At 63.7% G+C, this 11,927-nt stretch carries 9 protein-coding genes; 2 read left to right on the top strand and 7 right to left on the bottom strand.

What is annotated here, in order from left to right:
• Positions 1–16 precede the first annotated feature (16 nt).
• From qhpC to peaA, 3 genes are all read right to left on the bottom strand, one after another.
• Positions 17–340: a quinohemoprotein amine dehydrogenase subunit gamma gene (gene qhpC, locus QMK50_RS05700; protein ID WP_095165620.1), complete on the bottom strand. Its 324-nt coding sequence runs from the start codon at positions 338–340 to the stop codon at positions 17–19.
• A gap of 1 nt (position 341) precedes the next feature.
• The gene (peaB, locus tag QMK50_RS05705) at positions 342–1,772 is read right to left on the bottom strand and encodes a quinohemoprotein amine dehydrogenase maturation protein (RefSeq protein WP_095165622.1); all 1,431 of its coding nucleotides are present in this window, start codon (positions 1,770–1,772) and stop codon (positions 342–344) included.
• A gap of 81 nt (positions 1,773–1,853) precedes the next feature.
• Entirely contained in the window at positions 1,854–3,434 is a 1,581-nt protein-coding gene (peaA, locus tag QMK50_RS05710; protein ID WP_320332742.1) for a quinohemoprotein amine dehydrogenase subunit alpha, read from the bottom strand.
• Between the two features lie 315 nt (positions 3,435–3,749).
• Between peaA and QMK50_RS05715 the strand changes: the two genes are divergently transcribed.
• Together QMK50_RS05715 and QMK50_RS05720 are read left to right on the top strand one after the other, a co-directional pair.
• A complete protein-coding gene (locus tag QMK50_RS05715) occupies positions 3,750–4,412 on the top strand; it encodes an HAD-IA family hydrolase (protein WP_320332743.1) in 663 nt (220 codons plus the stop codon).
• A 238-nt stretch (positions 4,413–4,650) separates the two neighbouring features.
• Entirely contained in the window at positions 4,651–6,141 is a 1,491-nt protein-coding gene (locus QMK50_RS05720; RefSeq protein ID WP_320332744.1) for an aldehyde dehydrogenase family protein, read from the top strand.
• A gap of 96 nt (positions 6,142–6,237) precedes the next feature.
• Here the strand turns inward: QMK50_RS05720 and QMK50_RS05725 are convergent, their stop codons facing one another.
• Genes QMK50_RS05725 through QMK50_RS05740 form a run of 4 tightly spaced genes read right to left on the bottom strand, consistent with a single transcriptional unit; the run spans position 6,238 to position 11,819 of the window.
• Positions 6,238–7,533: a tryptophan 7-halogenase gene (locus QMK50_RS05725; RefSeq protein ID WP_320332745.1), complete on the bottom strand. Its 1,296-nt coding sequence runs from the start codon at positions 7,531–7,533 to the stop codon at positions 6,238–6,240.
• Positions 7,530–8,207 (bottom strand): S8/S53 family peptidase, encoded by a 678-nt coding sequence (locus tag QMK50_RS05730; protein WP_320332746.1) that lies wholly within the window; start codon positions 8,205–8,207, stop codon positions 7,530–7,532. The genes QMK50_RS05725 and QMK50_RS05730 overlap by 4 nt, the downstream gene beginning before the upstream one ends.
• The gene (locus QMK50_RS05735) at positions 8,197–9,915 is read right to left on the bottom strand and encodes an ABC transporter ATP-binding protein (RefSeq protein WP_095165627.1); all 1,719 of its coding nucleotides are present in this window, start codon (positions 9,913–9,915) and stop codon (positions 8,197–8,199) included. The genes QMK50_RS05730 and QMK50_RS05735 overlap by 11 nt, the downstream gene beginning before the upstream one ends.
• Positions 9,915–11,819, bottom strand: coding sequence for a sigma-54-dependent Fis family transcriptional regulator (locus QMK50_RS05740; RefSeq protein WP_095165628.1), 1,905 nt, complete (start codon positions 11,817–11,819; stop codon positions 9,915–9,917). Before QMK50_RS05740 ends, QMK50_RS05735 begins: the two co-directional genes overlap by 1 nt.
• Positions 11,820–11,927 lie beyond the last annotated feature (108 nt).

The raw sequence follows: 11,927 nt of genomic DNA on the forward strand, positions 1-11,927 counted from the left end.
CCTTCTTCTTGTCCGATTACTTGTCTTTGGGGAAGACAGTGCCGAGGTTGCGCCAGTTGTCGTTGGAGGCCTGGGCATCCTTGTTCCAGTCCGGGTAGGTGCTCATCATGTCGGGCACCTGGGCCGGCCACCAGCACGGGTCCGAGCAGCCATAGAGGTCGGCCTCCATCGGTTGGCACAACGACGACACGCCGCCAAAGGCATCGATTTCCCAACCCGGGTCGGTGGTCGAGGCGCACCCGGCGACCGAACTCATGGCCACCACTTCTTCGATGCGGTTTTCATCCGCGGCCTGATCCAGCTTCAACGCTTTGTTATTGATGGGCTTGAGATGTTTCATATCAGTGAGCCTTGCGCGGAGTGATGTAACTGCTGATGAACGCAGGGTTGTGAGCCATGATCCGGGTGTAGACCTCGATGCCGAAGTCGACCCAGTCACGCATCAGTTCGCAGTAGTGATAGGTCGGGTGCGTCGGGTCGCCGTAACGGGCGTAGCTTTCGTGGTAGCAGCCGCCGGAGCACAGGTTGCGGATCTGGCAGTCCTCGCAGCCGGTGTTGCTGCGGTCCAGGCGCTGGGACAGGAAGTCGTTCAACTCCACCTGCTTGACCCCGCTGTGGACGTTGCCAAACGTCGGCAATGACGAACCGGTGAAGCGGTGGCACAGGTTGAGTTCGCCCTTGTGGTCGACCGCCAGCATCTTCAGCCCGGCGCCACACGGCAGGGCTTTCTTGTGGCCCTCGTGGATGTCGGTGATCAACTGGTGCAGGTTGGAGAAACCGATGTTGCGGTGTTCCAGCGCGGCCTCCAGGTAGCGCCGACCGAGCCGTTTCATACTGGCGAAGACTTCGATCAATTCGTCGCTGGACAGGTTGAAGGTGCTGATATCGCCGGAGGTCACCGGGGCAAAGCCGACTTCGGCAAAACCCAGTTCGTTGAACAGGTGATCCCAGATGGTTTCAACGTCGGTGACGCCGGTGGTCAGGGTCACGCGGGCTCCGACCGGGCGACTGTTGTAGCGCGACAACAACATCTCGGCCTTGCGCCGCACCACGTCATAGGTGCCCTGCCCGCCCACGGTGATGCGGTTGCGGTCGTGCACGGTCTTCGGCCCGTCGATGCTCACCGACAAGCCAAAGCGGTGGGCGTTGAGGTAGTCCACCGTGTCCTCGGTGAGCAGCGTGGCGTTGGTGGTCATGACGAATTCGACGAACTTGCCCGCCTCGGCAAAGCGCTTTTCACAATAGTCGACCATGTACTCGATCAGCTTGCGGTTGCTCAGTGGTTCGCCGCCGAAGAACACCACGGTAAACCGCTCTTCATCGGGGGATTCGCGCAGGAGCATTTCCACCGAGGCGATGGCGGTCTCGACCTCCATCTTCTTGCCGGCCGAGGGCTTGTCGAGGTCTTCCTTGTAGCAGTAGGTGCAGCTCAGGTTGCAGCCGGTGTTGACGTTGAGCACCACGGTGTTGATGGCGGTGCGCTCGACCCGTTTGGCGGCGATGTCCGGGGTCAGCGGCGAGCCGTCGCTGACCAGTTCGAGGGCCATCAGCTCGCGCAGGGTTTCGTGGATTTCCTCGCCACCGAACTGGCTGGCCAGGCGCTGGATCAACTCGGCGCTGGAACAGCCGTGACCGCGCAGGGCATCGATGATGCTGCCGGTCAGGGCATCGCTGGCGAACAGCGAACTGCTGGGAATGTGAAACAGCATGCGGTCGGCATCCACCTGCACTTCGTGCAGGTTGCGTTCGACCAGATTCAAGATAGCGCCCATGGCAAACCTCCTGTGCAAACCCCTTTGGCGGGGCCTGCGTTCATTCCAAAAAAGTCTCTGAAAACTGCGGGTTCAGCGGCCTCACGGAATGGGTGGGTTGTTCCAGCGTTGCACGGTGACAATCATGTGGCCTTCGCCGGTCAGGGATTTTCCTGCGTCGTCGACCGCGGCAATCACCTTGAGGTTGCCGGCATTGTTGGTGGACATCTTGCGTGCCGGATTCGGGCCGGCATCGCCCGGGGTGAATACGCCACTGTCCGCCTGCATGGTGCCGGCAAACTTGACGTCTTCGTCTTCCCTGGCGCGGTCGTCGAAGGCTTCGACTTTCCACTGCGCCGGGACTATGCCAATGCGATAGAGCTTGCCGTCCGCGCCCTTGCCCCAGGCTTCGGCGTCGAAACGCCCCTGGACCTTGGGCGTCGCACCCCCGCCATCACCGATCCGGGCCACCGAGAATTCAGGCACCACCTTGACCTCGGCAATCTGCTGGTAGACCGACAGGCTCGGGCCTTGCAAGCTGCCCAAGGTCACGGCACGCACGCCCGGCTGGGCATCGGCGGCGGCCTTGAGGCGGACCTTGATCTGCTCGGGGCTCTGGCTGATGACTTGGAGCACCTCGACGCCTTTACCGAAGTCCGGCTGGCCTTGCAGGCCGCTGCCGATCAGGGTCACTTCGGCTTCGCTGCCGGCCTTCAGGTAGCCCGGCTGCACTGCCAGCAAACGGCTGCTGCCCTGTTTGGCGGCGAGGAAGTCGAGCCCACGTTCATCGTGCTCGGCCTCGAACATCCGGCCTTGCAGTTCGCTGTCTTTGGCGGCGAACACCTGGCGCATCACTACGCCATCGACCGTCACGTTGCCGCGCCATTCGTAGCCGCTGTAGAGGATCGCGCTGCCGTCGCCGTTGAAGGCTGTGCCGTCGGCGTATTGACCCTTGACGCTGACCTTGAAGGTATCGTCGCCGTCGGCGCTGACGCGCATGATCCCGGCCAACTCCCCCTTGCCCGGCAGGTGCCCGCTGAAGCTCCAGTCGCCCACCAGCGCCTGGGCCTTGGGCGCAGTTTGCTGCCAGGTTTTCCAGGCCGGGTTATCCAGTGGATAGCGCTTGGCCAACAGCGGCACCATCTCCTTGCGGGCCAGGTCGAACCAGTCGCGGTCGCGAGACAGCGCCTGGTATTCCAGCGACGGCCATTGACCGAGGTGGAAGTTCACCAGGCGCTCCCACTCCTCGGCCGGGCGACGCTGCAGGGCAACCCGCGCACCGGAGTGGCAGCGGCCGCACATCTGGCTGGTCTGCTCGTCGAATTGCTCGACGGTGTTGAGCCGCCGTTCCAGGGCATAACGCACGCCATCGGTCTCGCTCGGCGCCAGGCCCTGGGTATCGGCCAGGTATTTGACCAGGGTCCGGCGGTCGTCATCGCTGATCTGCAGGCCGTGCATGACCTGCATGCGCGCGATGCTCATCAGCCAGCCCTCCGGAGTCTTGCGTTGGTGGCTGATACGGCTCAAGGCGTTCTCGGCTTCAGGGGTATGACAGCCCTGGCAGGTCTCCTTGAGGATGGTCTGGGCGTCACGCGCGGCCATGCTTTGCGGAGCATGCAGGGCGGCACACGCGGCAAGCGCCAGGAGACTGGCGCTCATGCCTGATCGGAGTTTTCTCTTCATCAACGTCGAACCTCGCACGGTGCTTTCTTATTTTTTTGAACGGTCGTTTTTATGGTTTCTACCGCCAGCGAACATGCCGCTGACGAAGGCAAGAGAAACGTCTACCAAGGACCAATACACGGAGCGTGCCAGCTTATGAATAGTTCATTGAATCAATGCTTTGCTGGTAAACACCCGGGTAATTCCGGCAACCACTGAGGTGCCCGGCGTTTAATTTCGCGACAACTGTTGCAGGCTGAGACGAGCATAGGTGAGTGTTCCTCGTATAGGATGACCAGCTATCCGCTTAACCGCTTCAGCTACGGGAACTGCGCCATGCTCAATGCTTTGCTCTTCGACCTCGACGGCACCCTCACCGACACCGACGCGCTGCACTTGCAGGCGATGCAACAGTTGTTGCTGGAGGAGGACGGCCGGATGTTTACCAAAGCCGAGTTCGAAGCTCATGTCAGCGGCCAGGCCAATGCCGCCATGTGCCGCTACCTGTTCCCCGAACGCTCGGTGGCCGAGCACGAAGCCTTTGCTGATCGCAAGGAGCAGCGCTTTCGCCAGTTGTCAGCGCACCTGACGCCGATTGCCGGGCTGGTACGCTTACTGGATTTTGCCCAGGAGCAGTCCATCGGCGTGGCGGTAGTGACCAATGCACCACGAGCGAATGCCGAGCACATGTTGCAGGCATTGGCTCTGCGCGAGCGCTTCGAGCATGTAGTGGTTGCCGAAGAACTGCCCCGCGCCAAGCCCGACCCCCTGCCCTACCTGACCGGCCTGGAGCGCTTGCAGGCCAGCGCCGAGGTGAGCCTGGCATTCGAGGACTCGATCCCCGGCCTGACGGCAGCGGTAAAGGCCGGGATCTTTACCGTGGGCCTGGTGACCAGCCAGCGCCGCGAAACGCTGCTGGCCGCAGGGGCGCACATGGTGATCGAAGACTTCAACGACCCGCAGTTGTGGGCGGTGATTGATCGCATGGCGGGACGATGAGAGCGGACTACCGGTGTAGGAGCAAGACTTGCCCGCGATGAACCTGAGGGACGATCAGTTTTGTCAGGCGAAGCGCCGCCCGTCTCAGCGGTGCGTCTCAAAAATTGTCGCAATCTGCGACATCAGCACTCGCTAAAGCCCAGCTCTTTCGCCGCAAGAGCCTCTGAATACAGGCCCCGGGCAAACTGGCACAAGGGTTGCGATCAGCCTCGGCACACGAATAAGACGAGGCTCCATCATGTCGCTCCCCACTCCGCTTCCCGCCGTTTCGGCGTTCATCCAGCGCGCCCCGCGCATGCTGATCGGCGCCGAATGGGTCGAGGCCGCCGACGGCCAGACCATGCCCTTGCACAACCCAGCCACCGGCGAGGTCCTGTGCGTCGTGCCCAAGGCCACCCCGGACGACGTCGATCGGGCGGTGCTCGCTGCCCGCCAGGCGTTTGATGATTCGGCCTGGACCCGCACCCGCCCGCGCGAGCGGCAGAACCTGCTGTGGAAGCTCGCCGACCTGATGGAGCGCGACGCGCAGGTGTTGGCGCAACTTGAATGCCTGAACAACGGCAAGAGTGCCGCGGTGGCCCAGGTCATGGACGTGCAATTGTCCATCGACTTCCTGCGCTACATGGCCGGCTGGGCCACCAAGATCGAAGGCTCCAGCGTCGAAGTCTCGCTGCCTTTGATGCCTGATGAGCAGTTCCACAGTTTCATCCGGCGGGAAGCGGTGGGCGTGGTTGGCGCCATTGTCGCCTGGAACTTCCCGCTGCTGCTGGCCTGCTGGAAACTCGGTCCAGCCCTGGCCACCGGCTGCACCGTGGTGTTGAAGCCCGCGGACGAAACCCCGCTGAGCGCACTCAAGCTGGCAGAACTGGTACTCGAAGCCGGCTACCCCAGCGGGGTGTTCAACGTGGTCACCGGCACCGGCATCACCGCAGGCTCCGCCCTGACCCACAACCCGCTGGTGGACAAGCTGACCTTCACCGGATCCACCGCGGTGGGCATACAGATCGGCAAGATCGCCATGGACACCATGACCCGCGTGACCCTGGAACTGGGTGGCAAATCACCGACCATTGTCATGGCCGACGCCGACCTGGCGAGTGCCGCAGCGGGTGCTGCCAGCGCGATTTTCTTCAACCAGGGCCAGGTCTGCTGCGCCGGTTCCAGGCTTTATGTGCAGCGTAAGCATTTCGACAATGTAGTGGCTGACATCGCCGGCATTGCCAATGCGATGAAGCTGGGCAATGGCCTGGACCCGAGTGTCGAGATGGGCCCGTTGATCTCCGCGCGGCAACAGCAACGCGTCAGCAACTACATCGACATGGGCCGGGAAAGCGGCGCGACCATTGCCTGTGGCGGGGAACAGTTCGGACCTGGGTTTTTCGTCAAGCCAACGGTGATTGTCGACGTCGACCAACAGCACTCGCTGGTCCAGGAGGAAATTTTCGGGCCAGTGCTGGTGGCGATTCCGTTCGATGACGAAGCCGAGGTTTTGCGCATGGCCAATGACAGTCCTTATGGGCTGGGGGCGAGCATCTGGTCCAACGACCTGGCGGCGGTGCACCGGATGATTCCGCGGATCAAGTCCGGCTCAGTCTGGGTCAACTGCCATAGCGCCCTCGACCCGGCTCTGCCCTTTGGTGGCTACAAGATGTCCGGTGTGGGTCGGGAAATGGGGTATGCGGCGATCGAGCATTACACCGAATTGAAGTCGGTGTTGATCAAGCTGTAGCGCTATCGCGAGCAAGCTCCCACAAGGGATGTGTGATCGATCCCCCTTGTGGGAGCGAGCTTGCTGGCGAATAGACCCGCCCAGTCAGCACCCATTTCAGGGCTGGTAGCCTTGCGTCAACAACCAGCGCCTGACCAACGTTCCCTGTTCTGCCGTCAGCCCTGCCAGCGCCTCTGCGGCGGGCTGACTACGCAACCGCCGCAGCAACGGCGCCAGCTCCACTCCGTGCACATGCCAGATCCCCAATGGCTGGTCTGCGGTGATCACCACCTCGGCCTCATCGACAAAGCCGTCCTTGAGCACCGGTGCCCGCTCAATCCGCAGCGCGGCAAAGTCTGCTTCGGCGTGTGCCACTTGGCTGTCTGGCCACTGCCGGCGAGCCTGCCAGAACGGCTGTTGCGGCCAGCGCTGTTCATCGGCATAAAAGTCCCGGCCGATCCGTGCAAACCGCAGGAACAATTGTTCCACCCGCATCCGGTGAAATCCCTGGGCCAGCGCCGCCCGCTCGGGTTTGCGCAGCAGGGTGTTGATCACCACCGGGGCCTGCAGGGCCGATGACAGGGACTGGAAAATACCGTTGCCCGACAGCGGGTCCACGGCCATCGCCGCATCACCGACCCGGATCCAGTTGTCGCCACACACCTGCGAGGACAATATGGCGGTGCTGCTGCGGGCATGCAGCTGCACGTCGAGTTGCGCTGCATCGGCAAAGAATGCCCTGGCCAGTGCCGAAGCCTCGCGCCGCTGGCGACAGTAGTCGAGCAACAGTGCCTTGGCCGGCAATGTGGCGCTGGCCACGTCCACCGTCCATTGCCAATAACACTGACCGTCAGCGCGCCGGGCCATCCATGCCCAACCCTGCTCCAGGCTTTCCACCGCACTGGCGGTACTGCCCGGCGTGCCCTGCCAGCGATTGAGCAGGCTGACAGTTTCCGGTCCGCGCAGGCCTTTGCCGAGCGCCGGGGACCGGCGCCCCCGAGCCTCGATGAGGAAATCCGCCAGTAGCGGCTCACGCCCCTGGACCTCGATCCTATGTCCCGATGCGCTCGACTGAACGTTCAGCACCCGGCCTTCGATGACCTCGACGCCCGCTCGGCGCAGGTCCTCACGCAAGCCGCGGTCAAAGCTCGGGCGGTCCAGCAGGTACTCGATATTCTGCGCATGCTGCTGACCGTTCCACGACACCTGTCGCTGGGACGCCAGTGCCCCCTGCGCCAGCGCCTGTTCCAGCCCGGCGCCACGCAAGGCTTCCAGCACCCGCAGGGAAACCCCTTCGAGTGCCGCAAAGCGTCGCCATTCGCTGACCAGCGTCACTGGGTAACCCAGCCGGCGCAGGCCCAGCGCAGTAGCCGCACCGGCCGGCCCGGCACCGAGGATCAGCAACGTGTTCATGGGCCAATACGCCGTTCAGGGCCACGATAGTGGGCGTTGTCCTGTAGCCACTGGATGACCTGCTCATTGCTGGCCTGGGGCTGGGCCAGCAAGAATGCTGCGATGTGCCCACTCAACGCCGCACAACCGAGGCTGGCACCCGACTGTCCTGGGTGGGTGCCCTGCACGCACGCGGCGAAATCCGCCTGGGCACTGTTGAGCCACGACCATTGCGACTCGGCACAACGGGCATCGCCAGTGCCCCGCAGCACCTGTGGATAATTGGCTGGAAACACCCCCTCGCCTTGCGCCGGGCTGGAGGCGCAAAGCAACACGCCGCGGGCCTGCGCCGCGGCGCAGGCTTGGCGCAACAGGCTGCGATCCTGACGCAGGCCGAGGCTCAGATTGATCAGACGAACGTCCTGCGCCACCAGCCAGTCGATCGCGGTGGCGATCTGCAAGGCGCTGGTGACCCCGCGCTGGTCAAACACCTGGGCCACACAAAACCGCGCTGCGGGCGCGCGCCGGCCGATGGCCTCGAGCACCGCGCTGCCATGGCCCAGCGGATCGTCACACAGCGCGCCTTCGGCCAGCCCATCGTCCTGCAGGGAGAAACGTCTTCGCGCAACCACCAGCGGCTGCTGCGCCGCCGAGTGGCCGCTGTCGACCAAACCGACCAGCAGTTCAGGCTTCATGCAGCACCGTTTTTGCAATGAGTAGGCCGTCGAGCAATTCAAAGCGTAAATCGGCATCGGCCAGGGTCGAGGGACGGTGGCTGATCAGGATCCGCGTGCGCCCGGCAAACAGTCGGTCGATGGCTTCGATAACCTCGCGCTCGGTGGTTTCATCCACCGCCGAGGTGGCTTCGTCCAGCACCAGGATCAAGGGGTCCTGCAACAAGGCGCGGGCAATCGCGATCCGCTGTTTCTGCCCACCCGAGAGCTGCTGGCCGCGCTCGCCCAATGGGCTGTCGAGGCCTTCGGGCAACGACTCGATCAGGCTCTGGAGTTGCGCCAGCCGCGCCACTTCAGCAATCGCCTGGCGGCTGGCGTCCGGCACCGCGTAGGCCAGGTTGTCGGCCAGGCTGCCGCGAAACAACACGATGTCCTGGCTGACCACGGCAATCCGCCGGCGCAATTGGAACAGGTCCAGCTCCCGCAGATCGACCTCCCCCAGCAGTACCCGACCGGACTGCGGATCGTGATGACGTTGCAGCAGGTCGATCAGGGTCGACTTGCCGACGCCGGAGCCACCGCTCAAGGCAACCTTCAAGCCGTAGGGAATGCGTGCCTGGATACCGCGCAAGGTGCTCGGGCGGCCGGGGTGGCTGAAGTGCACGTTGTCGAAACGCAGTTCACCGCAGGTCGGCATCGGTTGTGGCGTGAGCGGGCTCAGCACGCTCGGCGTTTCGCCCCGCAGCTCCATCACCCGGCCGAGGCTGACGGTCATGCGCTGGATCGCCACGTACAAGCCCAACAAGCTCTGGACTGGCCCGACGGCCATGCCCAGGTAGGTGGAAAAGGCGATCAATGCCCCCAACTGCCAAGTGCCCTGCACCACCCAGTAGCCACCGATCAGAAAGGCACAGGCGCGTGATAAGGAGGTCAGGGTGCCCGGCACCGCCTGGGTGAAGAACTCGGTGATTTGCAGGCGCAGCAACTGGCTCATGTAACCATGGCCCAGGGATTCCAGGCGTCGCGCTTCGCGCTGTTGCTGGCCGGCGGACTGGATGAATTTCATCACCGGCAGGGTCTCGACCATGAACGAGGACATGTCCGCCGAGCGCTCGCGCAACTGCCGCACATCCCGTTCGACCTTGCGCCGCATCCAGCGCAACCAGAGCACGTCGAGGGGAATCAGGATCAACGCGAGCAACGACAGTTTCCACGACAGGGTCAGCAGCATGGCCACCGCGCAGACCAGGCCGATCACGCTGGATACCGCCGAGAACAGCGAGTCCACGGCAAAGCGCTGGATCTCGGCCACGTCGCCATCCAGGCGCGACATCAGGTCGCCGATCCGCCGTTGCCCGTAGAATCCCGGCGACAGGGTTTGCAGGTGCCGGTACAGGTCGTCACGCAGGGAAAATAGAATCCGCCCCGAGAGTCGGGTGTGCAGGTAACGGTTGATCCCCGACAGTGCCGTGCCAAGCAATCCCGCGCCAATCATCAGCGCGGCAATCAGCACCAGCATGGAAAAGTCCCGGGCCAGCAAGCCGTCGTCGATCAGCAGCTTGGTGAGCCAGGGCTGCACCAGGACCAGCAGCGAGGCGCACATCGACAACCCCAACAACCCGCCGATCGCCAACCGGTGCGGCCGCACGAAGCTGTAGAGCCAGGCCAGCGCGGCGTCTAGTGCCTGGGGGTTGGGGCTGTCGACCAGCCTGACAATCCAGCGCCGCATCAGCTGCGCAACTGTTTAAGCTTGCGGTACAGGGTCGCGCGACTGATGCCCAAGGCGTCGGCGGCGGCCGAGACATTACCCTGGTGGCTGTCCAGGGACTGACGAATCAGTTCCAGTTCGTTCTCGCGGATGCTGCCCGCCTGCGGGCGTTCGCTGGCGTTCAGTTCGTCGAGCATGCTGTCGGGCAGGTGATCCAGGGTCAGTACGCTGTCCCCCGGCTCGCGCATGGCCAACGCGGTGCGCAGGACCATTTCCAGTTGGCGGATGTTACCTGGCCAATGGTAGCCACCGAGCAAGCGGTTCAAGTCGTCATGCAGGACTACCGCCGGGGCCTCCAGCTTGACCAGCAGGCGGGCGAGCAAAGCACTGAAGTCCTCGCGCTCACGCAAGGCCGGGAGCATCACGCTGATGCCGTTGACCCGGTAAAACAGGTCCTCGCGAAAATGTTTGTCTTCCACCAGGCGCTTGAGGTCGCGGTGGGTGGCGCAGATCAGCGCGACGTCGATGTCCTGCTCTTCACCGGCACCCAGCGGCGCCACCTTGCGATCCTGCAGCACGCGCAACAGACGTGCCTGCAAGGCCAGGGGCATGTCGCCGATTTCATCGAGAAACAGGGTGCCGCCATGGGCCTGCTGCAGGCGCCCGACCATGCCGCCACGCCGCGAACCGGTGAATGCGCCTTCGCGGTAGCCGAACAGTTCCGACTCGATCAGGCCTTCGGGGATCGCCGCGCAATTCACCGCGACGAAAGGTTTGTCACAACGGGCGCCGGCCAGGTGCAGGGCGCGGGCGATGACTTCCTTGCCGGTGCCGGTCTCTCCCAGCAGCAACACTGGCAATTGATTGGCCAGGCCCTGGCGGGCCATGCGCAAGGCGCGGGCATAACGCGGATTGTTGCCGGCCAGGGCTTCGAGCTCCACTGGCGCCTTGAGCGGTTTTGCGCTGCTGCGCGCGGGCGTGCTGAGGTTGATCGAACGCTGGGGGGCGCGCAGGGTTTTGTAGAAGAACTCGCCCTTGGCCGTTTGCAGGCTGCCGACACCGCCCTGCTGCAGACGCGCCAGCAGTTGCAAGCCGTCGACCCCAAGAAACTCTTCGCAGCGTCGCCCGACCAGCGCCGAACGCTCGGCGTGCAGCAACTGGCAGGCCTGGCCGCTGACTGCGAGGATCTGCCCGCCCAGGCTCACGGCCAGCAAGCCTTGCCAGGGGGATTCGAGGTATTGCCGGCGACTGTGGAAAGCCAGGACGATTTCGTCCGGATAACTGGCGTTGAACACCCGGCTTTCGATCTGGCTGACGGCCATGGCCAGCAGCGCGCTGCTGTCGTGGGCGCGGCCCAGCGGACCTTCGCGGGTCAGGTCGAGTACGCCGAGGATGTCACCGTGGGGGCAACGAATGGGCACGGAGGTGCAGGAGAAATCGCTCAGGCGATCGAGGTAGTGTTCGCCGCAATCGATCAGCGTCGGTCGTGCTTCTACCAGGGCGGTACCCAGCGCGTTGGTGCCACGAACGGCTTCGCTCCAGCAGGCGCCGAGGGTGATGTCCTGCAAACCGCTGCCCTTGAGGCGATCGGCGCGGCCTTCGACCGCGAGGATGGTGGCATCGGAGTTGGCGAGGATAATCAGCCCTTCCTTGCCCTGGCGTTCGGCCAGGTAATCGATGGCTGGCAGGGCCGCGTCGATCAGCAGCCGATTGCTGGCCAACAGCAGGTCCAGGCTCGCGCTCGATTCCAGCGCCAGTTCATGCTTGCCATTGAAGTGCACACCGTGGCTGAGGCTGCGTCGCCATGAAGCATCGATTTCGGCGCGTAACACGCCATCGGGGACTTCGCCTTCAAGGTGCAGTTTCTCCCGGGCGAGCCGGGCTTCGTGTGGCAGCTTTGCGGTTGTTGTTTTTATAAGGCTCATCAAGCGCTCCGGATCGGTCCGCCCAGTACCTCGCCGGGCCATGTGCATACTCGCGACGAAGCACGCGAGTCATGGGCAAATGTCTACACCCGGTTCAGATGGCAGTAA

The sequence above is a fragment of the Pseudomonas sp. P5_152 genome (genome assembly GCF_033989915.1).
GTDB lineage: Bacteria > Pseudomonadota > Gammaproteobacteria > Pseudomonadales > Pseudomonadaceae > Aquipseudomonas.

What these genes read in the sequence shown, in the direction of transcription:
- QMK50_RS05730 (WP_320332746.1), bottom strand. Translation starts at nt 8,207, where the DNA reads ATGAAGCCTGAACTGCTGGTCGGTTTGGTCGACAGCGGCCACTCGGCG.
- QMK50_RS05720 (WP_320332744.1), top strand. Translation starts at nt 4,651, where the DNA reads ATGTCGCTCCCCACTCCGCTTCCCGCCGTTTCGGCGTTCATCCAGCGC.
- qhpC (WP_095165620.1), bottom strand. Translation starts at nt 340, where the DNA reads ATGAAACATCTCAAGCCCATCAATAACAAAGCGTTGAAGCTGGATCAG.
- QMK50_RS05740 (WP_095165628.1), bottom strand. Translation starts at nt 11,819, where the DNA reads ATGAGCCTTATAAAAACAACAACCGCAAAGCTGCCACACGAAGCCCGG.
- peaA (WP_320332742.1), bottom strand. Translation starts at nt 3,434, where the DNA reads ATGAAGAGAAAACTCCGATCAGGCATGAGCGCCAGTCTCCTGGCGCTT.
- peaB (WP_095165622.1), bottom strand. Translation starts at nt 1,772, where the DNA reads ATGGGCGCTATCTTGAATCTGGTCGAACGCAACCTGCACGAAGTGCAG.
- QMK50_RS05735 (WP_095165627.1), bottom strand. Translation starts at nt 9,915, where the DNA reads ATGCGGCGCTGGATTGTCAGGCTGGTCGACAGCCCCAACCCCCAGGCA.
- QMK50_RS05725 (WP_320332745.1), bottom strand. Translation starts at nt 7,533, where the DNA reads ATGAACACGTTGCTGATCCTCGGTGCCGGGCCGGCCGGTGCGGCTACT.
- QMK50_RS05715 (WP_320332743.1), top strand. Translation starts at nt 3,750, where the DNA reads ATGCTCAATGCTTTGCTCTTCGACCTCGACGGCACCCTCACCGACACC.